Raw genomic sequence first — 26,992 nt, 5'->3', positions numbered from 1 at the left:
CCACGGATTTTCAAGCGTCAGGATGCCCCAATGAGCGATTTGTCCAAGCCCGCCCCCAAGTTGCGCAGCCGCGCCTGGTTCGACAACCCAGACAATATCGATATGACCGCGCTCTATCTGGAACGCTATCTGAATTTCGGCCTCAGCCTGGACGAGCTGCGCAGCGGCAAGCCGATCATCGGCATCGCCCAGACCGGCAGCGACCTGTCGCCCTGCAATCGCCATCATATGGTGCTGGCGGAGCGTATGCGTGACGGCATCCGTGAAATGGGCGGCATCGCGCTGGAATTTCCGGTCCACCCGATTCAGGAAACCGGCAAGCGACCGACTGCGGGGCTTGACCGGAACCTCGCCTATCTCGGCCTGGTCGAGGCGATCTATGGCTATCCGCTTGACGGCGTGATTCTGACCACCGGCTGCGACAAGACCACGCCTGCGCTGCTGATGGCGGCGGCGACCGTCAACATCCCGGCCATCGCTTTGTCGGTCGGCCCGATGCTGAACGGCTGGCATAAGGGTGAGCGGACAGGGTCCGGCACCATTGTGTGGAAAGCGCGCCAGTTGCTGGCGGCGGGCAAGATTGACGATGAAGGCTTCATCAAGCTGGTCGCATCGTCCGCGCCATCGACCGGTTATTGCAACACGATGGGCACGGCATCGACCATGAACAGCCTGGCCGAAGCGCTCGGCATGATGCTGCCCGGTTCTGCCGCGATCCCCGCCCCCTATCGTGACCGGCAGGAGGTCGCCTATCTGACCGGCAAGCGCATCGTCGAGATGGTGCAGGAGGATCTGAAGCCCTCCGACATTCTGACCAAAGATGCGTTCCACAACGCGATCATGGTCAATTCGGCGATTGGCGGATCAACCAATGCGCCGATCCACCTGGCCGCGATTGCCCGCCATATCGGCGTCGACCTGCCGCTCAAGGATTGGGAGACGGTGGGTCACAAGATTCCGCTGCTGGTCAACCTCCAGCCTGCGGGCGAATATCTGGGCGAGGATTATTATCGCGCCGGTGGCGTCCCCGCCGTGGTGGCGCAGCTGATCGCGCAGGGGCTGATCCATGAAGGCGCAATGACCGTCAATGGCAAGACGATGGGCGACAATTGCCGGGGCGTGGAGATTGAGGATGAGAAGGTCATCCGTCCGTTCGACCAGCCGCTGGTCGAGGATGCAGGCTTCCTGGTGCTATCGGGCAATCTGTTCGACGCAGCGGTCATGAAAACCAGTGTCATCAGCGCCGAATTCCGCGATCGTTATTTGTCCAACCCGGACGATCCCAACGCCTTTGAAGGCCCGGCGGTCGTGTTCGACGGGCCGGAGGATTATCATGCGCGGATTGACGATCCGTCGGTCGGCATCACCGACCAGACCCTGCTGTTCATGCGCGGCGCGGGGCCGATCGGCTATCCCGGTGCCGCCGAAGTCGTCAACATGCGCCCGCCCGCTTATCTGATCACCGAGGGCGTGTCCGCCCTGCCCTGCATCGGCGATGGTCGCCAGTCCGGTACATCGGGCAGCCCGTCGATCCTCAACGCCTCGCCCGAAGCGGCGGCGATGGGTGGCCTCGCGCTGCTGGAAACCGGTGATCGGGTGCGAATGGACCTCAACACCGGCACCGTTAACGTACTGATTTCCGACGAGGAACTGGAAGCGCGGCGCGCCGCGCTGGTGGCGGCGGGCGGGTATCACTATCCCGCCTCGCAAACCCCCTGGCAGGAAATCCAGCGATCGGTCGTGGGTCAGATGGACACGGGCGCGATCCTGGAAGGGGCGGAGAAATATCAGCGTATTGCCCAGACCATGGGTCTGCCGCGCGACAATCATTAAGGAACCGGGACGGACTAGTCCCTGTTCCATCCAATTTTTGCATCACTTGTGCCGGAAAACGATCAGCGCGTCCGCGCCCGATCGGCTAGCCAGCAGTCCGGTCATTTTCAGGAGACGTCCCATGTCCAGCGAAGCCATATTCAACGGAGCCATTCTCATCGGCGCAAACGAGCGCCAAGGCGGCGATCCCTTTTACGCCATCCATCCGGCGACCGGCGAAAAGGGCAAAGTTGCCTTTTCCAGCGCCATGCCCGCCGAGGTCGCGGAAGCCGCCGCCCTGGCCGACGCGGCGTTCGACAGTTTTTCGACGCTGACGCCCGACGCCCGCGCCACCTTCCTGGAAACCGTTGCCGACAATATCATCGCCATCGGCGACATGCTGATCGAAACCGCGATGGCCGAATCCGGCCTGCCGCGTGCGCGGCTGGAGGGCGAGCGTGGCCGCACCGTCGGCCAGTTGCGTCTGTTCGCCAGCTATGTGCGGCTCGGTGACTGGCTTGATGCGACGATCGACCCTGCCCTGCCCGACCGTGCGCCGCTGCCCCGCGCGGACCTTCGCCGCGTCAACCATTCGGTCGGCCCGGTTGCCGTGTTCGGCGCGTCCAACTTCCCGCTCGCCTTCTCGGTCGCGGGTGGTGACACCGCGTCGGCCTTCGCGGCGGGATCGCCCGTCATCGTCAAGGGCCATAGTGCCCATCCTGGCACCGGCGAACTCGTCGCGCGCGCCATCCAGGCGGCGGTCAAGGCGTGCGGTCTGCATGAAGGCGTGTTTTCCTACCTGCCCGGTGCCAATCGCGCATTGGGCGGCGCGCTGGTTGCCGATCCGCGCGTCAAGGCGGTGGGCTTTACCGGATCGCGCGGCGGCGGCGTCGCGCTGATGAAGATCGCCGCCGACCGGGCCGAACCGATCCCGGTCTATGCCGAAATGTCGTCGATCAACCCCGTCATCCTGTTGCCCGGTGCGCTGGCCGACCGGGCCGCTGCCATGGGCGCAGCGTTCGTCGGGTCGCTGACCATGGGGTCGGGCCAGTTCTGCACCAACCCCGGTCTGGTCATCGCGCTCGACGGGCCGGACCTCGACACGTTCGTGGCCGCAGCAGCGGAAGCCTTGTCCGGCGCAGCGCCGCAGGTCATGCTGACGCCGGGCATCCACGAAGCCTATGAAAAGGGTGTCGCCGCTCTGGAGGGCGCAGACGGCGTCACCACCATCGCGCGCGGCACGGAGGCAGAGGGCTGCAACCGGGGCAAGGCCGCTTTCTTCGCGACCGATTCGGCGACCTTCGGCGCCAATCCGCTGCTGGCAGAGGAAGTGTTCGGATCATCGTCCGTCCTCATCCGGTGCAGCAGCATCGAGGAAGTCATCGCCACGATCGCGGGCCTGGAAGGCCAGTTGACCGCGACGCTCCAGCTGACCGATGCCGACAGCGCAGACGCCGCCAGGCTGCTGCCCGTGCTGTCGCGCAAGGTTGGGCGTATCCTGACCAATGGCTGGCCCACCGGCGTCGAAGTGACCCATGCCATGGTGCATGGCGGTCCCTTCCCCTCGACAGCCGATGGCCGCTCCACCTCGGTCGGCACGCTGGCGATGATGCGCTTCCTGCGCCCCGTCTGCTATCAGGACGTGCCGGACGCGCTGCTGCCCGCCGCCTTGCAGGCGTCCAATCCGCTGGGCCTCAGCCGCCGGATCGACGGCAAGCTGGTCGTCGCGGCGTGAGCATCCGGGCCAAGACTATCAGGGCAGGTCTGGTAGGGCTGGGTAAAATCGCGCGCGACCAGCATCTGCCCGCGATGGTCAGGACGGACGGCATTGATCTGGTCGCGATCGCCAGCCGCAACGCGCAGGGGGAAGGGGTGCATAATTACCCCGACCTCGGCGCGATGCTGGCGGGTGAGCCGGACCTGGACGCCGTCATCCTGTGCCAGCCGCCCCAGGCCCGCTATCATGCAGCGCGGCAGGCGTTGCTGGCGGGCAAGCATGTGTTTCTGGAAAAACCACCGGGCGCGACCGTGTCCGAAGTCGAGGCGCTGATCGCGCTGGCCACGGCGCAGAATGTCACCCTCTATGCCAGCTGGCACAGCCGCTACGCCGCCGCCGTGGCGCAGGCCAAGGCATGGATTGCCCAGCGCAAAATCGAGCGTATCTCGATCCAGTGGCGCGAGGACGTCCGCCACTGGCATCCCGGCCAGCCCTGGATCTGGGAAGCAGGCGGTTTCGGCGTGTTCGATCCGGGCATCAATGCGCTGTCGATCCTGACCGAAATCGTGCCGGAACCCGTCACGCTGCTGTCGGCCAGCCTTGAAGTGCCGTCGAACAAGGACGCCCCGATCGGCGCGACGCTGGCGATGGCGACGGCGTCGGGCGCACCGATCGACACCGTGTTCGATTGGCGGCAGACCGGGCCGCAGACATGGGACATTGCCGTCGATACCGACAATGGCGCACTACTTTTGTCCGAAGGCGGCAATACGCTGCGCCTTGACGGCGAAGTGCAGCTGAAGGCGCCGGACGAGGAATATCCGGCCATGTACCGCCGCTTCGTCGATCTGGTCGCGGCCCGCGCAATCGATGCCGACACCGCGCCGCTACGGCTGGTGGCGGATGCCTTCCTTTGCGGGCGGCATTGCCCTACGGCTATATTCGAGGACTAAAACGGGAGCGGGAATAGTGGCTAGCGGGCGCAAGGTCGGATCGGAAGAGTGCGGGCTGCGCATCCACCAGACGATCGCGCGCGATCTGGGCACCGCTATCCTGACCGGCCGTCACCAGCCCGGCGAATTGTTCGAGGGCGAGATTGAGGCGTCCGACCGCCTGGGCGTGTCCCGCACCGCCTATCGCGAGGCAGTGCGCATCCTGATCGCCAAGGGGATGCTGGAAAGCCGCCCCAAGGCCGGCACCCGCGTCCTGCCGCGCAATCGCTGGAATGTGCTGGACCCAGAAATGCTCGCCTGGATGTTTGCGGGCGAGCCGGACGCGAATTTCATCCGCGACCTGTTCGAGTTGCGCGGCGTGATCGAGCCAGCCGCAGCGGAATTCGCCGCGCGCCGCCGCACCGACGAGCAATTGGCGGTGATGGAGGCGGCGCTCGCCGAAATGGGCCGCTATGGCCTCTCCAACCCCGAAGGCCGCGCTGCCGACCAGCGCTTCCACAATATGATCCTGGCCGCGACCCATAATGACGCGCTGGAAGCACTGGCCAGTTCCGTGGGTGCGGCGGTGGGATGGACCACAACCTTCAAGCATCGCAAGAAGTTGTTGCCACGCGATCCCCTGCCCGATCATCGCGCCGTATTTCAGGCGATCGCCGCGCGCGACACGGCGGCGGCGCGGGCGACCATGGCGGAACTGCTGCGGCTGGCGCTGGCGGACATGGACATCGCGCTGGCGGAGCCGAACGGCAACAACTGACCAGCGCTTTGCCGCCCCATACATTTTGATACAAATTTCTTCCTGCGACTCGTTTGCAATTGCGAATCGTTCGCGGTATGCGATCGACACCCATTCTCGCAGGACCAGTCCCCCTTCCGATGCACGGAACCGCCCGCATTCAGCAGCAGAAAAAAAAGAGCGCCAAATCCTTCTGGCTCAAGCAGCTGCATAGCTGGCACTGGATCAGCTCGGCCGTCAGCCTGATCGGCCTGCTGCTGTTCGCTTTCACCGGCATTACGCTCAACCACGCCGCCGATGTCGAAGGATCGCCCCAGACGATCGAGAAGAGCGCGACCCTGCCCGCCGACCTGCGCAAGCTGATCGCCCCCGACGATGCGCCCGACGCCAAAAAGCCGCTGCCAGCGCCGGTCGCGGCCTGGGTTGAAAAGGCGGTCGGCCAGCGCGGGACGGGCGAGGCGGAATGGTCCACGGACGAAATCTATCTGGCCCTGCCCCGCCCCGGCGGCGATGGCTGGGTCTCGATCGACCGGAATGACGGCGCAGTGACGAGCGAGGCGACCAGCCGGGGCTGGGTCAGCTACCTCAATGATCTGCACAAGGGCCGCAATACCGGCACGGTGTGGAAATGGTTTATCGACATTTTCTCGGTCGCCTGTTTCCTGTTCGCGCTGACCGGGCTGTTGCTGCTCCAGTTGCACGCCAAGAAGCGCCCCAGCACCTGGCCACTGGTCGCCATCGGCCTGGCCCTGCCAGCGGTGCTGGCCATCATCTTCATCCATTAAGGGGAATATTTCCATGCAGATCAGCTATCGCCTGCTGCTGACCGGCACTGCCGCGCTGGGGACGATGGCGGCGCCCGCCGCCGCTCAAACGCTCAACCTGACGGTCGGCATCCCGCGCCTGTCGGTCGCCGAATATCACCGCCCCTATGTGGCGATCTGGGTCGAGAAGGAGGGCGCGACCCCGCGCACCCTGTCGGTCTGGTATGATTATGACATGAAGAAGGGCGAAGGCACCAAATGGCTGCGCGACGTGCGGCAATGGTGGCGCGCATCGGGCCGGACGATGAGCTTTCCGGCCGATGGCGTAACTGGCGCGACCCGCGCGCCGGGTGACAACAAGATTGCCTTCGTGGCTGGCAAAGGGCCGCTCGGTGCGCTCAGCCCCGGCAATTACACACTGATCGTGGAGGCCGCGCGTGAAGTCGGCGGGCGCGAAGTCGTACGCCTGCCCTTCGCCTGGCCGCCAAAGCCCGGCGCGAGCGTCAAGGCGCAGGGCAGTGCAGAATTGGGCACCGTCGCCCTGAATTTCAGCAAATAAAGGGATAGGATGATGAAAGCCAGACTGATGATCGCGGGCGCCTTGGCCGCCCTGATGCTGCCCGCCGCCGCGCAGGCGCACCGCCAGTGGATGATGCCATCCTCCACCACCCTGTCCGGCACCGAAAGCTGGACCACCGTCGATGCCGCTGTCTCCAACGACCTTTTCTATTTCGAGCATGTGCCGATGCGGACGGACGGCATTGTCGTGACCCAGCCGGATGGCAGCGCAGGCAAAATCGAAAATGCCGCGACCGGCAAATATCGCTCCACCTTCGACGTGCATCTGACCCAGCCCGGCACCTACCGTATCGGCAGCGCATCAACCAATGTGATGGGCAGCTATATGCTGAACGGCAAGCAGGAACGGCTGCCGCGTGGCACGACCAAGGACAAGCTGGCCAGCGTCATCCCGGCGGGTGCAACCGATGTGCAGGTGGCCGAAGCGTCCAATCGCAACGAGATTTTCGTGACGCTGGGCGCGCCCAGCACCGGCATATTCAAGCCGACAGGATCGGGCATCGAACTGGTCCCGGTGACCCACCCCAATGATCTGGTGTCGGGCGAGACGGCGACCTTCCAGTTCCTGCTGGACGGCAAGCCTGCGTCGGGCCTGAAGGTCACCGTCATCCCCGGCGGCATCCGCTATCGCGACGCGCTGGGCCAGATGGACCTGATCGCCGATCAGGACGGCAAGGTCGCGATCACCTGGCCGCAACCGGGCATGTACTGGCTGAACGCCAGTGTCGGCGGTGGTCGTGAAGGTGGCGCGCCGGGTGGTCCGGGTGCAGGCGCACCGGGCGCAGCCCCCGCGCCGCGTCCTGCCCGCCCGGCTGGCCCGCCGCAGCGGCGCGCGGCCTATGTCAGCACATTGGAAGTGCTCGCACCCTGACCGCCGCCATCCGTATCGCGATCCCGCCCGACCTGTCGCCCGACCAGTTTGTGGGACGGGCGCGGACGGGTCGTATCGTGACGCTGGGCGGGCCGACCATGGGGACCAGTTGGTCCGCCCAACTGGTCGGTCCGCCCGCCCATTGCCTCCCCGTGATCGAGGATGTGCTGGCCCGCATCATCGACCAGATGAGCAATTGGGAGGCACAGTCCGCCATCAGCCGCTTCAACCGCGCGCCGGTGGGGGAATGGATGACACTGCCGCCGGACATGCTGAGCGTGCTGCGCGTCGGGCTGGAGATAGCGCAGCTATCGGACGGTGCGTTTGATCCCGCGATTGGCCATTTGGTCGATCAATGGGGCTTTGGGCCCGCCAGCCTGCCCCGCCCTGCGCCGCGGCTTGACCGTTCGCCATGGCAGGCGATTGCGCTGGAGGGTGAAAAGGCCCGCCGTCTCGCTGATGTTGCGCTCGATTTTTCGGGCATTGCCAAGGGGTTTGCGGTCGATGCCGTTGCGGCGGAGCTACGCGCGATGGGCGTTGCCAACTTCCTGATCGAAATCGGCGGGGAATTGCGTGGCGAAGGGGTGAAGCCCGACATGCAGCCATGGTGGGTCGATGTCGAGCCGCCGCCCGGCCTTGCCGTTCCCGTGCTGCGGATCGCGCTATGTGGCCTGTCGGTCGCGACATCGGGCGACTATCGCCGCTTCCGCATAGATGGCGAGGCTAGGCTGTCGCATAGCATAGACCCGGCGCGTGGCGCACCCATCGCGGCGGGGGTCGCTTCGGTTACGGTGCTGCATGACAGCGCCATGTGGGCCGACGCCTGGGCCACCGCGATCACCGTGCTGGGGGCGGACCAAGGCATGACGCTGGCCACCCGCCGCGCCCTGCCCGCCCGGCTGGTGCTGCGGACCCACGATGGCGCGCAGGAATATATGACACCGGCGCTGGCCGCCATGCTGGAATGAAGGGTGGTGTGCTGGCGCAAGGCTGCTATGCGACCCTCATGCAAAATCTGGCCGGGACCGTCTCCGTCGATGGGGACACATATGAATGGGAACTCCGGCGCGAGCCGCAATGGAGTGATGCCGAAGGCTGGAAGGGCATGACCGTCGCCCTGTCGCAGCAGGATTGCCAGCGCGGCGCGGTGCTGGAATTTCCGCCGCCCAAGCGCCTGCTCAAGGGCTTGCAGCGGGGCCGCCTCCAGATCAACGATGCCATTATCGCCAGAGGCATCCGTGCGGCCTTGCTGGCGGGATGGGAACCGGCATCGCGCGGCAAGCCGATGGTGTTCATGGTTGATGCCGACGGTAATTAGGACCTGATGGCTTCGGTTTGAAGCCCCACCAGCCGTTCGTTTCGAGCGAAGTCGAGAAACCTGTGCGCCCCGTTTCTCGACTTCGCTCGAAACGAACGGATCAAGGAAAAGACATTTCGCCTTCGCGTCAGCTTTCGGCCCAGCGGCGCAGCAGGTTGTGGTAAATGCCGGTCAGGCGGATGACTTCGCCATGCTGCTGCCCCAGTTGCGCACCCAGTTCCTGCACGCTGCGATCCAGGTCGAACAGGATTTGCCGGGCGGCATCGTCGCGGATCATCGACTGGAGCCAGAAGAAGCTGGCCACCCGCCGCCCGCGCGTCACCGGTTCGACCCGGTGGAGGGACGATGACGGGTAGAGGACCGCATGGCCCGCGGGCAGCTTGACGCTTTGCACCCCGAAATTGGTTTCGATCGTCAGTTCGCCGCCATCATAGGCATCCGGCTCTTCCAGAAAGACGGTGATCGACAGGTCGGACCGGACGCGAAAACCCGTCCCTGCCTGAATCCGCACCGCATTATCGACATGGACGCCGAACGCCTGCCCGCCCGCATAGCTGTTGAACAAGGGCGGGAATATCTTGATCGGCAGCGCGGCGGCGATGAACAGGGGCGATCGGCCCAGCGCATCCAGCACCATCTGCCCGGCCTGTTTGGCGGCTTGTGCCTCCTCCGGCAATTGCAGGTTGCGTTTGGCGAGCGCGGATTGCGGGCCGGATGTGATGTTGCCGTCGACCCATTCCGCGCCGTCGATCAGGGCGCGGATCGCGGCGACACCGGCGGCGTCGATCAGGTCGGGAATGGCAATGAGCATGATTGGTGCCGCGTTTCAGGCCGCGTCGCTGCGCAGGACGAAGGGGATTTCGACCACGCCCTTGACCCGCATCGGCTGACCATTGCGGACGACCGGCGACCAGCGCCATTTGCGCACAGCATCGCGCGCCGCCTCGTCCAGCCGGGCAAAGCCGCTGCTCTGCGACACGGCAATGCTATCGACCGCGCCATCAATGCCGAGCGTCAGGGTCAGCACGACCGTCCCCTGTTCCCGCTTGCGGCGGCTTTCGATGGGGTAGCGTGGCGGTTTGCCCGCGATCATCTGGGCGCTGAGGTCGCCGCCCTGGATCAGGCTGGGGGGTGCTGGCGACACAGCAGCGGGTGACGGGGTGGGCGTTGCCACGACAGCGCGTTGCGGCGTCGGCACTGGCACCGGATCGGGCGTCGTCTGCACGGTCTGGACCGGCGGCACCAGCGTCTGGACGATTGGCGGGGGCGCGACGATTTCGGGCGTCGAGGGCGGCGGTGGCGGGGTTTCTGCCGATGGCGGTGGCGGGGGTGGCGAGAGGTTGACCACCGTAAGCTTGGCCTCCTGCACGCGCTGCACATGGCTGCGGATCTGGATGAGCGCGCCGATCAGCAGGATATGCAGGATCAGGATGGCTGCGATGACGGGGATGTTGGGGCGTGAGCGCGCGCCGTAGCGGCCAGGAGCAGGCTGTGGCGGCTGCGATCTGGCAATGTCGATGACGGACGGGCGAACATTATCATGCGTCAGGTCGGGCAGGAGATCGTCGGCTGGCCGACTTGCAGCATGGAGCATGGCAGCGCCTTCCTTCCCTTGACCCGATCACCGCCTCGATAACGCGAACCATAATGCGAATCAATTGCGTTATTTACGTAAGGTGGGACGGGCGACGACCCGAGGAGGATGGAGTGTATCGCCGCCCGTCCGCTACCCCCGGCAAGGGACTGATGCCGGGGGAACAGGGTTTGATGTTACAGCTTGTAGCCCAGGGTCAGCACCCAGGAGCGGCCCTCGCCGGGATTGGCCCAGCCATTGTTGCGGATGCTGGTATAATATTTCTCGTTGGTGAAGTTTTGGATGTTCAATTGCGCACTGAACTTTTCCGTGATCGGGTAGGACAGCATTGCGCGGTGCGTTACAAAAGAGTTTGAGCGATAGGTTGGAGCGATCGCGGTGCTGCCCGGAATCAGCGGCGTCACAAGTGCCCGATTGTTAAGCAGGAAGCTGCCCTGATAGGTCAGACCGTAACCCACTTCCAAGCCGAATGGCAGTGTGTAAGTAGTCCACAGGCTACCCGAATGCTTGGGGTTATTGGTCATTTCTTGGCCCGCCTGGGGGTCAAGCACCACAGCATTATTTCCGCAGGGATTAGTGATGGTCGTTACCGGTGGCGTACCGCTGGTCACGCTGCGTGGACCGGGATTGGCGATGCACGCATCAGAAATGCTCTGGATCACCTTGGTATCCAGATAGGTGTAGTTGGCGAAGACCGTCCAAGCGTCGGTGATGTTGCCTGACGCACCCAGCGTGAGGCCATCCACGCGGTTACGACCGTCGTTGACGGGCAGCGTGCCGATGAAAGGGTCGTTGCTGGTAACGCGATAATTGGTCCGTTCGTTACGGAACAGAGCAGCGGTCAGTTGCAGCTTGGCGTCGAACAGGTCGATCTTGCCGCCAATCTCGTAATTGACGGCCTGTTCAGGCTTCGCCTCGCACGGGTCGGCATTGAAGTTGGCCGCTGCCGCAAGGCCGCAGCCAGCACGAACCGTAGTCGCCGTGGGATTTTTGCTGTTGCCATAAGCGATATAGAGGCTGGCATTCTCCACCGGCTTGTAGACCAGGCCGATCCGGTAGGAGAAAAGATTGTCGGTCGCATTTTGTGCCAGGCCCGTTGTGTAGGCACCGCCGGTTGCCGGGGTTGCGATCGTGTCGGACCGGAAGCGCGCGCGATTATGTTCGTAGCGGACGCCGCCATTGATTTCGAGTTGATCGACGATCTTGACCGCGGCAAAGGCATAGGCCGCGACGTTGAACAGGTCACCATCCTGATGGCCCGTGCGGATCGCGTTGACCGGGCCGGTGTAGATGGCGTTGGGGTTGCTGATGCTGATCGGGTCCAGCACAGGGTTGGGCAGCGCGCCGCCCGCATTGCGAAGGACATTGCCGTTATCCAGCGCATAATCTTCCTGCAACATCGACGTGCCGAACACCAGCGAATGGCCACCGGGAATCGTGAAGGTCAGGTCGAGTTGGTTGTACAGCGTGTCATTGACGGAATTGCGATAGCCGCCGCGCGGGCCGCTGGGATAATAGGTGCCGGGGACCTGCCCGGCCGCGCAGGCCAGCCCCGTGGGGGTCTGGCCATTGGCAAGGCAGAAGGCACCCTGGGGCGGATTGACGATCAGCTTCTGTTCGACCCGCTGCCAGCGCGACAGGTTGCGAACAGCCAGCAGGTCGCTGAAGCGATGGTCAAAGATGGCGGTGGCCTGGTCGATCGTCTGATCCTGACGATCCAGATTTTTGTAGCCATAATAGCCGCTGTAGATCGCGCCGGGCAGCGGGCCGTCATACAGGGCATTCTTGTAATAAGGCACGCCATAGAGCGGCGTATTCTTGTCCTCCTGATGCGTGTAGAGCAAAGTCAGCGACGTCGGGCCGTCGACGCCGAACTTGACCGATGGCGCGACGCCCCAGCGCTCGTAACGATCGACGTCGCGGGCTGGCACGTCATTTTCATGATACATGGCGTTGAGGCGCACGGCGATGAAGTCGGAGACGCGGACATTGCTGTCGATGGTCGCGCGATAATAGTCGGACGTGCCGACGCCCGCCTGGAGCAGCGTTTCGTCATTGCCGGTCGGCCGCTTGGTCACGATGTTGATGTTGCCACCGATCGAGCCGGAACCACCGAACACGGAGTTTGCGCCGCCGGTCACTTCGATCTGTTCGACGTTGAAGGGGTCGGTGCGGCTATATTGCGCGCTGTCGCGGACGCCGTCGATGCTGATATCGGTGTTCGCGCTCTGGCCGCGCAGGTTGATGCTGTCGCCATAACCGCCGCCGCCTTCGCCCGCGCCAAAGGTGATGCCCGGAATGGTGGACAATACGTCACGCAGCGTCAGCAGGTTCTGCTTGCGGATGGTCTGGTTGCCGATCACCGTGATCGTCTGGGGCGTGTCGAGCAGCGGGCGCACATATTTGGGCGATTCCGCCTTCTCGACCTTGACCGCCGATTCATCAATCGCGGTGTCGGTGACGGTCATGCCGCCGAGCTTGGGAGCCGCAGTCTCCTGGGCGTGGGCGCCGGTCGCAAAGGCCATGGCGCCGACGCAGCCGAGAGCAAGGAAAGACGAACGCGACAGTGAGTTGGACATATGCAGCAAATCCCCTTTGATGTTGGGGAAGCTGCTATTGCGAACCCTTCTCAGAGTCAACGCTATTGAGAATAATTATTATCTTTGTCGCAACCTGCCCGTGCGAAGAGCCAACAGCGGATCGCGCTGGCGAGATTGGGCGGATCGGGTGCGCCCATGCGGGCAAGGTCGATGCGGGCAATGAGGGCGTTGATGGGCAGGCCGTCACGCTGGGCGTGGTCGCACAGCGCGTCCCAGAAAATGGGTTCCAGGCTGATCGCGGTCTGATGCCCCGCAATGGTCACGCTGCGCTTGACCGGCGGGGCGAAGGGCGACGCCAAGGGGCCATCCGGCCCGTCCATGGCGTCGCCGCTCATCATCAATACATATGCTGGCCGCCGTTGATCGACAGCGTGCTGCCGGTCACGAAGCCGCCATCCTCGCTACAGAAAAAGGCAACGCCGCGCGCGATTTCATGCGCCTGACCCAGACGACCGACAGGGATTTTGGCGACGATCTTTTCCAGCACCGGCGCGGGGACGGCGGCCACCATGTCGGTGTCGATATAGCCGGGCGCGATGGCGTTGACGGTGACGCCGACCTTGGCGCCTTCCTGCGCCAGCGCCTTGGTAAAGCCGTGGATGCCCGATTTGGCGGCGGCATAATTGACCTGGCCATATTGGCCGGCCTGGCCGTTGATCGACCCGATATTGACGATCCGGCCCCAACCGCGTTCGCGCATCCCGCCAAAGGTCGCCTTGGCCATGTTGAAGCAACCGCCCAGGTTGATGCGCATGACTTCGTTCCAGTCGTCAAAGCTCATCTTGGCCAGCACGCCGTCGCGGGTGATGCCCGCATTGTTGACGACGATATCGACCGGACCAAGTGCATCCGCGACCGCCGCGCAGCCATCAAGGCAGGCCCGATGGTCGCCCACATCCCATTTGAAGGCTGCGATGCCGGTGGCTTCGGTAAAGGCCTGCGCCTTGGCATCATTGCCGCCATAATTGGCCGCCACGGTATAGCCCATGTCGCGCAACGCCAGGCTGATCGCCTCCCCAATGCCGCGTGTTCCGCCCGTCACGATCGCTACTCTCGACATATGCGCATCCTTCCCTGACTAACCGGGCTGGTTGATCCAGCCCGAAAGCTCGCGGCCCAACAGCCTCTGGTACAGAGTGATAGCCGTCGGAGAGGCGTTTAGACAGGGCAAATAGGCAAAATTTTCACCCCCTTCGGACAAAAAAACATCTTTCGCGCGCAGGGCAATTTCCTCTAGTGTCTCAAGGCAATCCGCCGAGAATCCGGGCGTTGCTACGGCAATGTTTCGGACACCTTGTTGTACCAGTTTGGCGAGGGTCGCTTCGGTTTCCGGCTCCAGCCATTTGGCCCGGCCGAACCGCGACTGAAAGCTCATATGCACCGGTAGCGAAAGCGTTTCGCGCAGCAGCCGGACGGTCTTGACCGACTGACAATGATAGGGATCGCCCAGATGCAATGTGCGTTCGGGCATACCGTGGAAGCTCGCGAGCAAGGCGTCGGGCGTAAAGTCGAGCGCGGCGATGCTGGCCTCGATCGAGACTTTCAGCGCCGCGATATAGGCCGGGTCGTCATGATAGGGCGGCAGGGTGCGGATGGCCGGTTGCCAGCGCATCGCCTTGAGCGCGGCGAAGGCGGCGTCATTGGCGGTCGCGGTGGTCGCGCCGCTATATTGCGGATAGAGCGGCGCGAGGAGGATGCGATCGCAGCCTACCGCTTTCATCGCGGCGAGGCGCGAGGCGATCGAGGGATTGCCGTAGCGCATCGCCCAGTCGACCATCACGCCATCGCCCATCGCCGCCTGCATCGCATGGGCGGTGTCGCGGGTGTGGAAGGCAAGCGGCGATCCCTGGTCGGTCCAGACCTGGCTGTAGGCATGGGCGGATTTTTTGGGCCGGGTGGTCAGGATGACGCCGCGCAGGATCGGCTGCCACAGCAAGGGCGGGATTTCGACGACGCGCCGGTCGGACAGAAATTCGGCGAGATAGCGGCGGACCGATTTGGCGTCGGGCGCATCGGGGGTCCCCAGGTTGATGAGCAGGACGCCCACTTTGGGCGCGGGGATGGCGGGATGGTCTGGTGGCAGGGTCATGAGCTTCCCAGTAGCGGCAGGCTGCGCAAACGCTGACCTGTCCATGTGTACAGGGCGTTGGCGATGGCAGGCGCGACCAGCGGCGCGGCAAGATCGGTCACGCCAGCGGGCGGCGCAGTGCTGCGGATCAGTTCCACCGTCACTTCGCCGATGTCGGCGAGGCGGGGCAGGTTCATGCGGCCCAGGATCGCGCGGGTCGGCAGGCCGCGCTCATAGGGAACGGACGCGCCCATGGCAGTGGCAAGGCCATAGATCAGGCCGCCCTCAATCTGTTGCCGGGCGATGTCGGGATTGACCTGATCGCCGACATCGACGGCAGCGATGATGCGACCGACGCTCAGCCGGTTGCCGCGCATGGCGGCTTCGACCATGACGGCCCCATAGGCCCCGTTCATCATATGGGTGGCGATCCCCTGCCCGCTGCCCGCTATCCCGCCCTGCCAGCCGCCCATGGCGGCGGCGCTGGACAGACAATGGGCGAGGCGCGGATTGCCGCCGAGCATCTGGATGCGAAAGGACATCGCCTCGATCCCCGCCAGATGGGCGAGTTCATCCACGAAGCTTTCGGTGAAGAAGGCGCCGTGGAGATGGGCGTTGCCACGGGTGAAGCCGAGGGCCAAGCCAACGTCGCAGGGATAATGATCGACCGCCCAGTGGGGAATCGCATAGGGCGGCACCATGCCTGCGACCGCAAGCCGGGTCGCCTTGTCTGCACTATCGACGGCTGCCTGATGGGGCGGCGCCCCGTCGGCGATGCGCGCCCAGGTTTGCGTCATGGCGCAGGGGGCCGCGACCTTGGCCAGCCAGCCTTCGATCGCACCGTTGCGACCCAGCTTTGCCGCCATGCGGGCATGGGCGGGCGCGGACGGGCGGTCGTGAATGACGTCCTCCAGCCGCGACCAGAGCAGTTGCACCGGGCGGCCCATATCGCGGGCGATCAAGGCCGCCTGCACGCCCGCGTCCCAATCCATCTTGCGTCCGAAACTGCCACCGGCATGGAGCGGATAGAGGGTGACGGCAGTTTCGGCCAAGTCCAGCGCATCGGCGATGGCGGCGCGGGCGAGGCCGGGGGCTTGCGTTGCCAGCCAGATTTCTGCGCCATCGTCTGTCACGCGGGCGGTGGCGCAGAGCGGTTCGAGGGCGAGGTGCAGCCCGGCATCGACCTGATATTCGCTGGCCAGGATCGTCGCGCCCTCGAATACCGGGAGCAGATCCCCCTGGGCATAGAGGCGACGACCCGATGAACTGGAGAAGGCCGCCTCCAGCGCATCATCTATCGTCGCGGTGCTGACGGGGGTGCCGCGCAGGGTGAAGATCGGGTCGGCGAGGTCGAGCGCCTTGTTCGCGGCCCACCAGTTGGTCGCGACGGCGGCGAGCCAGCGGTCCTGCCGGATCAGCTTGAGGAAGCCGGTGACGCTGCTGGCGGACCGCTCGTCCAGCCCGGCCAGGGTCGCGTCGCCGATCGGCCCCTGCCGGATCGAGGCATAGACCATGTCGGGCAGGCGGATGTCGGCAGCAAAATTATGGCTGCCGTCAATCTTGGACGGGGTGTCGAGCCGGGGGAGGTCCTGCCCCGAAAGGCGCCCGTCCTGCCCCTGCCGCAACGGCAGGATGGCGGGCAGGTCGAAGCCTACCGCCTCTGCGACCACATCGCCGATCTTCATCCGCCGGTCGCCACCATCGGAGATGAGGCCGTTCTGGATGTCGCAGCTTTCCCAGGGGATGTCCCAATTTGCCGCTGCGGCCTTGCAAAGCAATATGCGGGCGGCGGCCCCGGCGTCGCGGCAGGCGTCGTGGAACATCGGGACCGATGTGCCGCCGCCGGTCAGCATCAGCGCGTTGCGGGTGGCATATTGGCCGAGCGCCCAGTCGCCAGCGTCACCCAGCAGCCGGGTCCAGTCGCTCGCCAGCCAGTCGCGGGCCAGCAATGTGTTAGCGTAGAGCGGGCTGATCGGCGCGCTTTGCACCGCGACGGTGCGCCAATCCGCGCCCAGCTCGTCAGCGACGATCTGGGGCAGGATGGTGGTGACGCCCTGCCCGGTTTCGGTCTGCGGCACGATGACGATGATCTGGCCGGACCGGTCGATCTTGAGGAAGGCGTTGACGATCGTTTCGCCGGGCGCTGCATTGAGGTTGGGCGCGTAGCGGCGCGGCCATGTACCCCAGGCGATGAGCAGGCCCGCCGCAGCGCCACCGCCCACCAGCAGCGTGCGCCGGTCGATGCCCTTGATCCGGTCTGTTTTCTTGCGCGGGAAGCGGGCCATAGCCGCCTGATAGAGAGGCAGGCGCGGGCTGGAAAGCGTTATTCCGCCGCGATCGGCGCGATGCCGAGGCGGGGGATTTCGATCGCCGGGCAATGGTCCATCACGACCTTCAGGCCAGCGGCTTCGGCGCGGGCGGCGGCGGCTTCGTTGATGACGCCCAGCTGCATCCAGACCGCTTTGGCCCCGGCGGCGATGGCTTCGTCCACGACTTCGCCAGCAGCGGCGCTGTTGCGGAAGATGTCGACCATGTCGATGGGGACACCAATGTCGGACAGGCGGCCCCAGACAAATTCGCCATGGACATGCTCGCCCGCTATCTGCGGGTTGACCGGCAGGACGCGATAGCCATGGTCTTGGAGGACTTGCATGACATGGTAACTGGCGCGGTCGGGGCGGTCGGAGATGCCGACCAGGGCGATGGTGCGGGTTTCATTGAGCAGGGTGGCGATGTCCTGCGGGGCGGTCAGCGGCATGGGTTCTCTCCTTTGCGGCTATGACGATGCGGGAGGCGAGGCGTTCCCAATGTTGGAGAATGATCGCTTAACTTCGCACATTTCCCGGCAAATGCGACATAATGTTGCGCGGCGCTGATCCTATCGCGATGTCGGCACCATTATAGGGGCTTGCCCGGCTGTAGGACAGTCAAACCGTGCGACCGAGCCAGTCGGCGACCTTTTGCGCGATGGCGCGGAAGGCGTCGGCATGGATGCCTTCACCAGCAGCGGGAGGATCGCCAGCGTCGGACTGGCGGCGAATGTCGATGGCGAGCGGGACACGGCCCAGGAAGGGCATCGCCATCTCGCCCGCTGCCGTTTCTGCCCCGCCGGTCCCGAACGGGTCGGAGATTTCGCCGCAATGGGGGCAGGCATAACCCGCCATATTTTCAACGAGGCCAATCATCGGCACGCCGGCCTGCGTAAACAGGCTGATGGCGCGGGTCGCGTCGATCAGCGCGAGATCCTGCGGGGTGGAGACGATCACCGCGCCCGCCGGCTTATGTTTCTGCACCATGGTCAGCTGGATGTCGCCGGTGCCGGGCGGCATGTCCACAACCAGCAATTCGGTTTCGCCCCAGTCGGCGTCGATCAGTTGCGACAGGGCATTGCCGACCATCGGCCCGCGCCATGCCAGCGCTTTGCCCGGTTCGACCAGATGCGCCATCGACAGCATCGGGATGCCGAGTGTGCCGGTGACGGGGATCAGCTTCTTTTCGCGCGCCTGGGGCTTCTGGTCCTCGCTGCCCATCAGCCGGGCTTGCGAGGGACCGTAAATATCGGCATCGACCAGCCCGACCTTGTGGCCAAGGCGGTGGAGCGCGACCGCCAGATTGGCCGAAAGGGTGGATTTGCCCACCCCGCCCTTGCCCGACGCGACCGCGATGATGCGGAGCGGGCGGCGTTCGGACGTTTGCGCGATGCGGACATCGGTGACGCCCGGCACGGTCAGCCCGCCGTCGCGGATCGCGGCAAGGATCGCGTCGCGCTGGTCGGGTCCAAGCCCGCCCACGTCGAGCGCGAGGGTCATGATGCCATCCCTGATACGCGGCGCGCTGGCGCGACCATTGGTCAAGGCGGTCAGGCGGGCGGTAAAATCGGCGATATCAGTCATGGCGACGCCCTGTAGGAAATAATCGCAGCCATTGGCACTGTTTTTCGTGGATAAGCCTTCCTATAGAAGAGCGATGAAAAGAATTTTCGGGTGGATGCCCGGCATCATGAGCATGGCTCAAGGGCCTTGGGGCGGAAAAAGCGACGGGCCGGATGGCAATGACGGGAAAGGGCCGGGCGGCGATGGCGGCCCGCGCAACCCATGGACCCAGCCCAGTCGGCCCACCGGCCAGAAAGGCCCGTCGGCCATCGACGAACTGCTGCGGCGGGGGCGCGAAAGCTTTGGCCAGGGCGGCGGCGGTGGCGGCGGCTTTGGCGGCCTGCCCCCGCGCGCCAATGGCAAGGCGCTGTGGCCTGCGGCGATCGCGCTGCTGGTGATATTGTGGCTGGTGATGACCAGTTTCCACCGTGTCGGCCCGCAGGAACGCGGCGTTGTGACCTTCCTTGGCAAATATAGCCGCACCCTGTCGCCCGGCATCAGCCTGACCATGCCCGCGCCGTTCGAGACGGTGTCGACGGTGGATGTGGAAGAAATCCGCACCATCGACGTCGGATCGACCAGTGCGGAGAGCGAGAATCTGGTGCTGACCGGCGACCAGAATATCATCGACCTCGCTTATTCGGTGCGCTGGAACATCCGCAATCCCGAACTCTATCTGTTCCAACTGTCCGATCCCGACGCCGCCGTGCGTGAAGTCGCCGAAAGCGCGATGCGGTCCGTACTGGCCAGCGTCAGCCTGGACGATGCGCTGGGCGCCGGGCGCAGCGCGATCGAGCAGCAGGTCGAGCAGCGGATGCAGGAGATATTGGACGGTTATCGGTCGGGCATCCGTATTCAGGGTGTCGCGATCAAGCAGGCCGATCCGCCAAGCGCGGTCAATGATGCGTTCAAGGCCGTGTCTGCGGCGCAGCAGACCGCGCAAACCTATCTGAATGAAGCGCGCGCCGCGGCCCAGCAGGTGACGGCCAAGGCGCAGGGCGAGGCCGCGTCGTTCGACAAGGTTTACGAACAATATCGCCTGTCGCCCGACGTGACCCGCCGCCGCATGTATTATGAAACCATGGAGGGCGTGTTGTCGAACGTCGACAAGACCATCGTGGAAGGCGGCAATGTGACGCCCTATCTGCCGCTGCCCGAAATCAAGCGCCGCGCGCAGGCGACCGCCGCTGCCCCCGGCGCGACCACCGTGACGGGAGGCCAGTGATGCCAGCCATATTGCGCCAACCCATCGCGCTAGCGCTGATCGCGCTGTTCCTGCTGATCGTTGTCGGCAGCACGGTGACGATCGTGCCGGAAACCCGGCAGGGCGTGATCGTGCGCTTTGGCGATCCCAAGGACATCATCAACCGCTATCAGCCGAACGAAACGTTCGGGAACACCGGGGCGGGCATCATCTGGCGCTGGCCGTTCATCGACCAGATCGTGTGGATCGACAAGCGGGTGCTGTCGGTCGAGATGGAGCGCCAGCAGGTGCTGTCGACCGACCAGCTGCGCTTGCAGGTCGATGCCTTCGCCCGTTATCGCATCGTCGATCCGCTGCGCATGTATATTGCCGCGGGCAATGAGGAGCGGGTGGCCGATTCACTACGCCCGATCCTGGGGTCGGCGCTGCGCAACGAACTGGGCAAGCGGCCCTTTGCCGCGCTGCTTAGCCCCGAACGGGGCCAGGTGATGCAGAATATCGAGGCCGGGCTGGACCGGGTCGCGCGCCAATATGGGGCCGAGATTGTCGATGTGCGGATCAAGCGCGCCGACCTGCCCGACGGCACGCCACTGGAAAGCGCCTTCACCCGGATGCGGACGGCGCGCGAGCAGGAAGCGCTGACGATCCGCGCGCAGGGGGCCAAGCAGGCGCAGATCATCCGCGCCGAAGCGGACGCCAATGCCGCGCGCATCTATGCCGAAAGCTTCGGGAAGGACCCGTCCTTCTATGATTTCTATCGGGCGATGCAGAGCTATCGCTATACCTTCTCGCCCGATCGGACCGGGCAGACCAACATCATCCTGTCGCCGAACAACGAGTTTCTGCAACAGTTTCAGGGACGTAAGTGACGGGGGCTGAGCTGTCCAAAATCATCCTCCCCTTTAAGGGGAGGTGGATGGCCGCAGGCCAGACGGAGGGGCGTAGCCCTATCGAGAGGGTGACACCCCTCCGTCAGCACTTCGTGCTGCCACCTCCCCCGCTGGGGGAGGATTGATAATGTTAGACGACACTAATCATGCCGGATCATTTCGGAACCAGCATCATTCAATGAGGGTTAAGGCAAGGCGGCGCATGTCCGGCTCTCCATCGAGAGTCCCGCCTTCCATTTCCTGAAGATCATGAGAGGACCGTCACGAGTGCGTTACGCTTATGCCATTACCGGTGCCCTGTTGCTGGGCGGCACCGCCATCGCCATCACGTCCCCCAATGTCGGCGCGCAGACCGCGCAGAATGAAGGATTGCAGGCCGCCGCCCCGGCGGGCGCGCCCGCGAGCCTGGCCGACATGGTCGAAAAGCTGCAACCGGCGGTCGTCAACATCTCCACCAAGCAGCGGGTGGCGGTGCAGAATCCCTTTGCCGGTACGCCCTTTGGCGACCTGTTCGGCCAGGGCCAGGCACCGGGCGGACGGCCCCAGACGCGGCAGGCCCAGTCGCTGGGTTCGGGCTTTCTGATTTCGGCTGACGGCTATATCGTCACCAACAACCATGTCGTGTCCGCAGGCGCGGAAGGCGCCAGCGTCGATTCGATCACGGTGACGCTGACCAACAAGGAAGAATATAGCGCCAAGCTGGTCGGCCGCGATCCCGCGACCGATCTGGCCGTGCTGAAAATCGACGCGAAAAAGCCCCTGCCCTTCGTCAAGTTCGGCGACAGCAGCAAAGCGCGCGTGGGTGACTGGGTGGTCGCGATCGGCAATCCGTTCGCCCTGTCCGGCACGGTGACGGCGGGCATCATCTCCGCCCTGCATCGCGGCACCGGCGGCACCTATGACAAGTTCATCCAGACCGATGCGTCGATCAACCAGGGCAACTCCGGTGGCCCGATGTTCGACATGCGCGGCAATGTGATCGGCATCAACAGCCAGATTTTGTCGCCGTCGGGCGGCAATGTCGGCATCGGCTTTGCCATTCCGTCCGAACAGGCCGCGCCGATCGTCGCGACCCTGCGTCAGGGGCAGAGCGTCAAGCGCGGCTATCTGGGCGTGCAGATCAGCCCGCTGGGCGAGGATCTGGCCGATTCGCTGGGTCTGGCCAAGAATCGCGGCGAGTTCGTCCAGGGCGTCGAGCCGGGCAAGGGCGCGGACAAGGCGGGCATCAAGGCGGGCGACGTGATCGTCGCGGTCAATGGCCAGGAAGTGAACCCCGACCAGAATCTGTCCTCCATCGTCGCCAGCCAGCCGATCGGCAGCAAGGTGCCGATCGTCCTGCTGCGCAATGGCCAGCGCCAGACGGTGACGGCGGTTGTGGGTGAGCGTCCCTCCGAGGAGGAGCTGACCAACTTCGCCCCGCAACAGGATGAGGATTTCAGCCAGCAGGACCAGAATCCGGGGCAAGCGGCACAGCAGTCGCTGGGCATTTCGGCGATCCCGCTGACGCCCGGCATCATCCGCCAGCTGGGCGTGGCCGCCGATACGCGCGGCGTGGTGATTACGGCCGTGGACGGTTCGACCGATGCCGGGGCCAAGGGGCTGCGGCGCGGCGATGTGATCATCAGCGCCAATAACCGCCCGGTCACCAGCCAGGCGGAACTGGACGCGCAGGTCAAGGCGGTGGCGGCGCAGAACCGCAACGCCATCCTGCTCCAGGTGCTGCGTCGCGGCCAGCAGCCGATTTTCCTGCCGGTGCGCTTGCGCGATAAATAAGCGCGGCGCTTGCCGGAACATGCTTCCGCTCTGTAGGGTGGATGCAGCCATATCAGACCCGTTCGGGCTGAGCCTGTCGAAGCCGCTTCTTTAAAAAGGGAAGAAAAAACGGCCCTTCGACAGGCTCAGGGCGAACGGGTGTTTTTTTGTCAGGGGATTGGGCGGATGAGCGACGGCATTTTCATTGGTCTGGGCGCGCCGGACAAGGATGGCGGGGTCCGCCAGTTGCTCAACCTGCGCCGGGCCAACCGCCACGGGCTGATCGCGGGGGCGACTGGCACTGGCAAGACGGTGACGTTGCAGGGGATTGCCGAAAGCTTCTCCTCGTTGGGCGTGCCGGTGTTCCTGTCCGATGTGAAGGGTGACCTGTCGGGCATCGCCATGGCTGGTTCCCCGACGTTCAAAAATGCTGACAAGCTGGTCGCGCGGGCGGCGGAAATCGGGCTGACCGATTATAGCTATGCCGATAATCCGGCGATCTTCTGGGATTTGTATGGGGAGCAGGGTCACCCCATTCGCACCACCGTCAGCGAGATGGGGCCGCTGCTGCTGGCGCGGCTGATGGGCCTTAATGAAACGCAGGAAGGCGTGCTGACCATCGCCTTCCGCTATGCCGATGAAGAAGGGTTGCTGCTGCTCGACCTGGGCGATTTGCAAGCGATGCTGGCCTATTGTGCGGAAAATGCCGACACACTCTCAGCGCGCTACGGCAATGTCACCAAGGCGAGCGTCGGGGCGATCCAGCGACAATTGCTCCAGCTCGAAGCCCAAGGCGGCGCGCATTTCTTTGGCGAACCGGCGCTTGATATTCACGACATGCTCAAGGTGGATGAGCAGGGGCGCGGCTATATCAATGTGCTGGCCGCCGACAGGCTGATGCAGAGTCCCAAACTCTATGCGACCTTCCTGCTGTGGCTCTTGTCCGAACTGTTCGAGACGTTGCCGGAAGTGGGCGATCCCGACAAGCCGGTGCTGATCTTCTTCTTTGACGAGGCGCATCTGCTGTTCGACGAGGCGCCCAAGGCGCTGACCGACAAGATCGAGCAGGTCGTGCGGCTGATCCGGTCCAAGGGGGTGGGCGTCTATTTCGTGACCCAGAACCCGATAGACATACCAGAGGAAGTCGCCGGGCAATTGGGCAACCGGGTGCAGCACGCGCTGCGCGCCTTCACCCCGCGCGACCAGCGCGCGATCAAGGCGGCGGCGGAGACGTTCCGCATCAATCCCGACCTGGATGTCGAGACGGCGATTACCGAGTTGAAGGTCGGCGAGGCGCTGGTGTCGCTGTTGCAGGAGGATGGATCGCCCGGCATCGTCCAGCGCACTTTGATCGCGCCGCCGCGTTCGCGGCTGGGTCCGGTAAGCCCCAAGGAACGGGCGATCATCCAGTCGATTTCGCCGGTGGCGGGCAAATATGACGAGGCGATCGACCGGGAATCAGCCGAGGAAATATTGGCCGCGCGGGGCAATGCCGCCGCTGCCGCTGCGCAGGCGAAGAAGGCGCAGGATGAGGCCGAGCGGACCGCCGCCGTACAGGCCAAGGCGGAGGCCAAGCAGCGCGAACAGCAATTGAAGGAACAGGCGCGCGCTGACGCTGCCGCTGCGCGCGAGGCCGCCAAGCCATCGGCGATCGACAAGGCGATCCAGTCCGCCACCCGCGCGGCAGGATCATCCGTGGGGCGGCAGGTCGCCAATGAACTGGGCCGCGCGGTGTTTGGCGGATCGAGCCGCAAATCGTCGAGTGGCGGGATTGCGGGGCGGCTGGTGCGCGGGATTTTGGGCAGTTTGTTCAAGTAAGTTCATTTACATGCCCTGCACGCCCCCGTTCGGGCTGAACCTGTCGAAGCCTTGTCTTTTCTTCAAGAAGTACAGCCCTTCGACAAGCTCAGGGCGAACGGAAGATGGAGGGTGATGGCAAAAGCCATGGCATGGCGTAGCCAAGAAAAGCTGCGTCCTTTGTCTAGCGCCATGGTTGCCTGTTTGCGGGGACAGCGGCTAAAGCCGTTGGCATGACAGCCCCCTCCCCGCATCGCCATCCGCTGCATTTCGGCGATTTTCGGGCCTATCTGATCGGGCGGTGCGCGGCGGTGCTGGCGCAGTATAGCATGATGATCGTGCTGGGCTGGCAGGCGTACAACATCGCGCGGGAAACGATGACGACGGCGGGCGCGTCGGCGCAGCTGGGGCTGATCGGACTGGCGCAGTTTTTGCCGCTATTCTTTCTGACGCCGCTGACCGGATGGGTCGCGGACCATTATGACCGGCGGATCATCACCCGGCTGACGCTGACGATGCTAACCGCGGCGGCGGGGTTGCTCGCCTATGCGACATATCAGGGCTTGGTCGGACTGCCGCTGATCTTCGGCATCGCCGTCATCGTCGGCATTGCCCGCGCCTTCAATGGCCCCGCTTATGGCGCGCTGGCCCCCAATCTGGTGCCGCGCGAGGTGTTGCCCAATGCCATCGCCATATCGGGCGTGGTGTGGCAGGCCGGGTCGATCGTTGGCCCGGCGCTGGGCGGCTATGCCTATGCGGCGACGCCCTGGGGTGCCTATGCGCTGGCGGCAATCCTTTATGGCGTGGCGCTGGGCGCGATGATGATGATCGGCCCGGTGCCGCAGCCTGCGCGCGACATCAGCCGCCACCCGATCCGCCAGATGATCGACGGGCTGACCTATGTGCGGACCAACCGGCTGGTGCTGGCGACGATCACGCTGGACCTGTTTGCGGTGTTGCTGGCGGGCGCGACCGCGCTGTTGCCGGTCTATGCACGCGACATATTGCATGTGGGGTCGGCGGGGCTTGGGCATCTGGCGGCCGCGCCGGGGATCGGCGCGGGGCTGGTGGCGCTGTGGTTTTCGTTTCGGCCATTGAAGAATGAAGTGGGCGTCAAGATGTTGGGGGCGGTTGTCCTGTTCGGCATTGCCACCATAGCGTTCGGTTGCACCGCCTTCCTGCCGCGCAGCATCGCGATGGAATTTGGCATCGGCGCGCTGGTCGTGCTGGGCGCGGCGGACATGATTTCGGTGTTCGTGCGCCAGTCGCTGGTGCAGTTGCATACCCCCGACGCGATGCGCGGGCGGGTGTCGAGCCTGTCGCAACTCACCATTTCCGCGTCCAACGAGCTGGGCGAGGCGGAAAGCGGTTTCCTGGCCGCGCTGGTCGGGCCGGTTGCCGCTGTTATTGGCGGCGGTATCGGTGCTATCGTCATCACCCTGTTCTGGGCGCGGCTCTTTCCCGAATTGCGCCTTGCACGCACCTTCGACCCACCCGACATAAGGGCGGCGGACCCAAGCCAGGAGAAAGCCCCATGAAAGCTGCCAATATTCTCGAAACCATCGGCAACACCCCGCATGTCCGGGTGAACCGGCTGTTTGGCGATGCGCCCGACGGCACGGAAGTCTGGATCAAGTCGGAACGCGCCAATCCGGGCGGATCGATCAAGGATCGGATCGCGCTGGCCATGATCGAGGCGGCAGAGGCGTCGGGCGACCTGCAACCGGGCGGCACCATCATCGAGCCGACATCGGGCAATACCGGCGTTGGCCTGGCCATGGTCGCGGCGGTCAAGGGCTATAAGCTGGTGCTGGTCATGCCCGAAAGCATGTCGATCGAGCGGCGGCGGCTGATGCTGGCCTATGGCGCCAGTTTCGACCTGACCCCGCGCGAAAAGGGGATGAAGGGCGCGATCGAGCGGGCGCTGGAGCTGGTGGCGCAGACCCCCAACAGCTGGATGCCGCAGCAGTTCGAGAATCCCGCCAATATCGCGGTCCATGCCCGCACCACGGCGCAGGAAATATTGGCCGACTTTGCCGACGCGCCGATCGACGTGCTGATTACCGGCGTCGGGACGGGCGGGCATATCACCGGCACGGCGGAGGTGCTGAAAAAAGCCTGGCCGGGGATCAAGGTCTATGCGGTCGAGCCGACCCTGTCGCATGTCATCAGCGGCGGTCAGCCCGGCCCGCACCCGATCCAGGGGATTGGCGCGGGCTTCATTCCGGCCAACCTGCATACCCAGCTGCTGGACGGAGTGATCCAGGTCGATCCGGCTGACGCCAAAGAATATGCAAGGCGGTCGGCGAGCGAGGAAGGGATGCTGGTTGGCATTTCATCCGGGGCGACGCTGGCGGCGATTGCGCAGAAGTTGAAGGAATTGCCCGCTGGCAGCCGGGTGCTGGGCTTCAACTATGATACGGGCGAACGCTATCTGTCTGTGCCCGATTTCCTGCCGGAATAAT

Annotated in this window: 24 protein-coding genes; 15 read left to right on the top strand and 9 right to left on the bottom strand. The window is 64.6% G+C overall.

Going from position 1 to position 26,992, the window contains the following annotated elements; translation table 11 throughout:
• Nucleotides 1-30: 30 nt before the first annotated feature.
• The 9 genes from ACODSR_RS09880 (at nt 31) to ACODSR_RS09840 (ending at nt 8,750) form a co-directional block, all read left to right on the top strand.
• Nucleotides 31-1,833 carry an IlvD/Edd family dehydratase gene (locus tag ACODSR_RS09880; RefSeq protein WP_489076000.1) on the top strand — a complete coding sequence of 601 codons (1,803 nt, stop codon included), beginning with the start codon at nt 31-33 and terminating at the stop codon, nt 1,831-1,833.
• Nucleotides 1,834-1,969: 136 nt separating this feature from the next.
• Nucleotides 1,970-3,547: an aldehyde dehydrogenase (NADP(+)) gene (locus ACODSR_RS09875; protein WP_489076191.1), complete on the top strand. Its 1,578-nt coding sequence runs from the start codon at nt 1,970-1,972 to the stop codon at nt 3,545-3,547.
• Nucleotides 3,548-3,549: 2 nt separating this feature from the next.
• Nucleotides 3,550-4,482, top strand: a complete 933-nt coding sequence (locus ACODSR_RS09870) for a Gfo/Idh/MocA family protein (RefSeq protein WP_489076189.1) — start codon at nt 3,550-3,552, stop codon at nt 4,480-4,482.
• Nucleotides 4,483-4,498: 16 nt separating this feature from the next.
• Complete coding sequence (locus ACODSR_RS09865) at nt 4,499-5,239, top strand: FadR/GntR family transcriptional regulator (RefSeq protein WP_489075998.1); 741 nt, start codon at nt 4,499-4,501, stop codon at nt 5,237-5,239.
• Nucleotides 5,240-5,358: 119 nt separating this feature from the next.
• Nucleotides 5,359-6,003, top strand: coding sequence for a PepSY-associated TM helix domain-containing protein (locus ACODSR_RS09860; protein ID WP_489075996.1), 645 nt, complete (start codon nt 5,359-5,361; stop codon nt 6,001-6,003).
• Between the two features lie 13 nt (nt 6,004-6,016).
• Entirely contained in the window at nt 6,017-6,541 is a 525-nt protein-coding gene (locus tag ACODSR_RS09855; RefSeq protein WP_489075994.1) for a DUF2271 domain-containing protein, read from the top strand.
• Nucleotides 6,542-6,553: 12 nt separating this feature from the next.
• Entirely contained in the window at nt 6,554-7,432 is an 879-nt protein-coding gene (locus tag ACODSR_RS09850) for a DUF4198 domain-containing protein (RefSeq protein ID WP_489076187.1), read from the top strand.
• A gap of 98 nt (nt 7,433-7,530) precedes the next feature.
• The gene (locus ACODSR_RS09845) at nt 7,531-8,400 is read left to right on the top strand and encodes an FAD:protein FMN transferase (RefSeq protein WP_489076185.1); all 870 of its coding nucleotides are present in this window, start codon (nt 7,531-7,533) and stop codon (nt 8,398-8,400) included.
• The gene (locus tag ACODSR_RS09840; RefSeq protein ID WP_489075992.1) at nt 8,397-8,750 is read left to right on the top strand and encodes a hypothetical protein; all 354 of its coding nucleotides are present in this window, start codon (nt 8,397-8,399) and stop codon (nt 8,748-8,750) included. Before ACODSR_RS09845 ends, ACODSR_RS09840 begins: the two co-directional genes overlap by 4 nt.
• Before the next feature lie 127 nt (nt 8,751-8,877).
• Here the strand turns inward: ACODSR_RS09840 and ACODSR_RS09835 are convergent, their stop codons facing one another.
• The 9 genes from ACODSR_RS09835 to ACODSR_RS09795 form a co-directional block, all read right to left on the bottom strand.
• A complete protein-coding gene (locus ACODSR_RS09835; protein WP_489075990.1) occupies nt 8,878-9,561 on the bottom strand; it encodes a Fe2+-dependent dioxygenase in 684 nt (227 codons plus the stop codon).
• Between the two features lie 15 nt (nt 9,562-9,576).
• Nucleotides 9,577-10,344, bottom strand: a complete 768-nt coding sequence (locus ACODSR_RS09830) for an energy transducer TonB (protein ID WP_489075988.1) — start codon at nt 10,342-10,344, stop codon at nt 9,577-9,579.
• Nucleotides 10,345-10,520: 176 nt separating this feature from the next.
• Nucleotides 10,521-12,923: a TonB-dependent receptor gene (locus ACODSR_RS09825; protein WP_489075986.1), complete on the bottom strand. Its 2,403-nt coding sequence runs from the start codon at nt 12,921-12,923 to the stop codon at nt 10,521-10,523.
• Between the two features lie 62 nt (nt 12,924-12,985).
• Entirely contained in the window at nt 12,986-13,282 is a 297-nt protein-coding gene (locus ACODSR_RS09820; protein ID WP_489075984.1) for a ribbon-helix-helix domain-containing protein, read from the bottom strand.
• A complete protein-coding gene (gene phbB, locus ACODSR_RS09815) occupies nt 13,282-14,004 on the bottom strand; it encodes an acetoacetyl-CoA reductase (protein ID WP_489075982.1) in 723 nt (240 codons plus the stop codon). Before phbB ends, ACODSR_RS09820 begins: the two co-directional genes overlap by 1 nt.
• 18 nt (nt 14,005-14,022) lie before the next feature.
• Nucleotides 14,023-15,033, bottom strand: coding sequence for a ferrochelatase (hemH, locus tag ACODSR_RS09810; RefSeq protein WP_489075980.1), 1,011 nt, complete (start codon nt 15,031-15,033; stop codon nt 14,023-14,025).
• Entirely contained in the window at nt 15,030-17,297 is a 2,268-nt protein-coding gene (locus ACODSR_RS09805) for a molybdopterin cofactor-binding domain-containing protein (protein ID WP_489075979.1), read from the bottom strand. Before ACODSR_RS09805 ends, hemH begins: the two co-directional genes overlap by 4 nt.
• A gap of 38 nt (nt 17,298-17,335) precedes the next feature.
• The gene (locus ACODSR_RS09800) at nt 17,336-17,770 is read right to left on the bottom strand and encodes a CoA-binding protein (RefSeq protein ID WP_489075977.1); all 435 of its coding nucleotides are present in this window, start codon (nt 17,768-17,770) and stop codon (nt 17,336-17,338) included.
• A gap of 169 nt (nt 17,771-17,939) precedes the next feature.
• The gene (locus ACODSR_RS09795) at nt 17,940-18,905 is read right to left on the bottom strand and encodes an Mrp/NBP35 family ATP-binding protein (protein ID WP_489075975.1); all 966 of its coding nucleotides are present in this window, start codon (nt 18,903-18,905) and stop codon (nt 17,940-17,942) included.
• A 73-nt stretch (nt 18,906-18,978) separates the two neighbouring features.
• Here ACODSR_RS09795 and hflK point away from each other — a divergent pair, with 73 nt between their 5' ends.
• The 6 genes from hflK to cysK all read left to right on the top strand — a co-directional run bounded on the left by hflK (nt 18,979) and on the right by cysK (nt 26,991).
• Nucleotides 18,979-20,109, top strand: coding sequence for an FtsH protease activity modulator HflK (gene hflK, locus ACODSR_RS09790; protein WP_489075973.1), 1,131 nt, complete (start codon nt 18,979-18,981; stop codon nt 20,107-20,109).
• A complete protein-coding gene (hflC, locus tag ACODSR_RS09785) occupies nt 20,109-20,957 on the top strand; it encodes a protease modulator HflC (RefSeq protein ID WP_489075971.1) in 849 nt (282 codons plus the stop codon). The genes hflK and hflC overlap by 1 nt, the downstream gene beginning before the upstream one ends.
• Nucleotides 20,958-21,245: 288 nt before the next feature.
• Nucleotides 21,246-22,751, top strand: coding sequence for a Do family serine endopeptidase (locus ACODSR_RS09780; protein ID WP_489075969.1), 1,506 nt, complete (start codon nt 21,246-21,248; stop codon nt 22,749-22,751).
• Nucleotides 22,752-22,916: 165 nt separating this feature from the next.
• On the top strand, nt 22,917-24,548 hold the full coding sequence (locus ACODSR_RS09775; RefSeq protein WP_489075967.1) for a helicase HerA-like domain-containing protein: 1,632 nt from the start codon (nt 22,917-22,919) through the stop codon (nt 24,546-24,548).
• Nucleotides 24,549-24,760: 212 nt separating this feature from the next.
• On the top strand, nt 24,761-26,065 hold the full coding sequence (locus tag ACODSR_RS09770; RefSeq protein WP_489075965.1) for an MFS transporter: 1,305 nt from the start codon (nt 24,761-24,763) through the stop codon (nt 26,063-26,065).
• Nucleotides 26,062-26,991 carry a cysteine synthase A gene (gene cysK, locus ACODSR_RS09765; RefSeq protein ID WP_489075963.1) on the top strand — a complete coding sequence of 310 codons (930 nt, stop codon included), beginning with the start codon at nt 26,062-26,064 and terminating at the stop codon, nt 26,989-26,991. Before ACODSR_RS09770 ends, cysK begins: the two co-directional genes overlap by 4 nt.
• Nucleotide 26,992 lies beyond the last annotated feature (1 nt).

Source organism: Sphingobium sp. FG125 (genome assembly GCF_057809795.1).
The sequence above is the reverse complement of the archived record's forward strand: the minus strand, read 5'-3'. Positions and strand labels throughout refer to the sequence as shown.

Coding starts and splice junctions, on each gene's coding strand:
- ACODSR_RS09880 (WP_489076000.1), top strand. CDS start 31: ATGAGCGATTTGTCCAAGCCCGCCCCCAAGTTGCGCAGCCGCGCCTGG.
- ACODSR_RS09860 (WP_489075996.1), top strand. CDS start 5,359: ATGCACGGAACCGCCCGCATTCAGCAGCAGAAAAAAAAGAGCGCCAAA.
- ACODSR_RS09855 (WP_489075994.1), top strand. CDS start 6,017: ATGCAGATCAGCTATCGCCTGCTGCTGACCGGCACTGCCGCGCTGGGG.
- ACODSR_RS09850 (WP_489076187.1), top strand. CDS start 6,554: ATGAAAGCCAGACTGATGATCGCGGGCGCCTTGGCCGCCCTGATGCTG.
- ACODSR_RS09845 (WP_489076185.1), top strand. CDS start 7,531: ATGGGGACCAGTTGGTCCGCCCAACTGGTCGGTCCGCCCGCCCATTGC.
- ACODSR_RS09840 (WP_489075992.1), top strand. CDS start 8,397: ATGAAGGGTGGTGTGCTGGCGCAAGGCTGCTATGCGACCCTCATGCAA.
- ACODSR_RS09835 (WP_489075990.1), bottom strand. CDS start 9,561: ATGCTCATTGCCATTCCCGACCTGATCGACGCCGCCGGTGTCGCCGCG.
- ACODSR_RS09830 (WP_489075988.1), bottom strand. CDS start 10,344: ATGCTCCATGCTGCAAGTCGGCCAGCCGACGATCTCCTGCCCGACCTG.
- ACODSR_RS09825 (WP_489075986.1), bottom strand. CDS start 12,923: ATGTCCAACTCACTGTCGCGTTCGTCTTTCCTTGCTCTCGGCTGCGTC.
- ACODSR_RS09820 (WP_489075984.1), bottom strand. CDS start 13,282: ATGATGAGCGGCGACGCCATGGACGGGCCGGATGGCCCCTTGGCGTCG.
- phbB (WP_489075982.1), bottom strand. CDS start 14,004: ATGTCGAGAGTAGCGATCGTGACGGGCGGAACACGCGGCATTGGGGAG.
- hemH (WP_489075980.1), bottom strand. CDS start 15,033: ATGACCCTGCCACCAGACCATCCCGCCATCCCCGCGCCCAAAGTGGGC.
- ACODSR_RS09805 (WP_489075979.1), bottom strand. CDS start 17,297: ATGGCCCGCTTCCCGCGCAAGAAAACAGACCGGATCAAGGGCATCGAC.
- ACODSR_RS09800 (WP_489075977.1), bottom strand. CDS start 17,770: ATGCCGCTGACCGCCCCGCAGGACATCGCCACCCTGCTCAATGAAACC.
- ACODSR_RS09795 (WP_489075975.1), bottom strand. CDS start 18,905: ATGACTGATATCGCCGATTTTACCGCCCGCCTGACCGCCTTGACCAAT.
- hflK (WP_489075973.1), top strand. CDS start 18,979: ATGAAAAGAATTTTCGGGTGGATGCCCGGCATCATGAGCATGGCTCAA.
- hflC (WP_489075971.1), top strand. CDS start 20,109: ATGCCAGCCATATTGCGCCAACCCATCGCGCTAGCGCTGATCGCGCTG.
- ACODSR_RS09775 (WP_489075967.1), top strand. CDS start 22,917: ATGAGCGACGGCATTTTCATTGGTCTGGGCGCGCCGGACAAGGATGGC.
- ACODSR_RS09770 (WP_489075965.1), top strand. CDS start 24,761: ATGACAGCCCCCTCCCCGCATCGCCATCCGCTGCATTTCGGCGATTTT.
- cysK (WP_489075963.1), top strand. CDS start 26,062: ATGAAAGCTGCCAATATTCTCGAAACCATCGGCAACACCCCGCATGTC.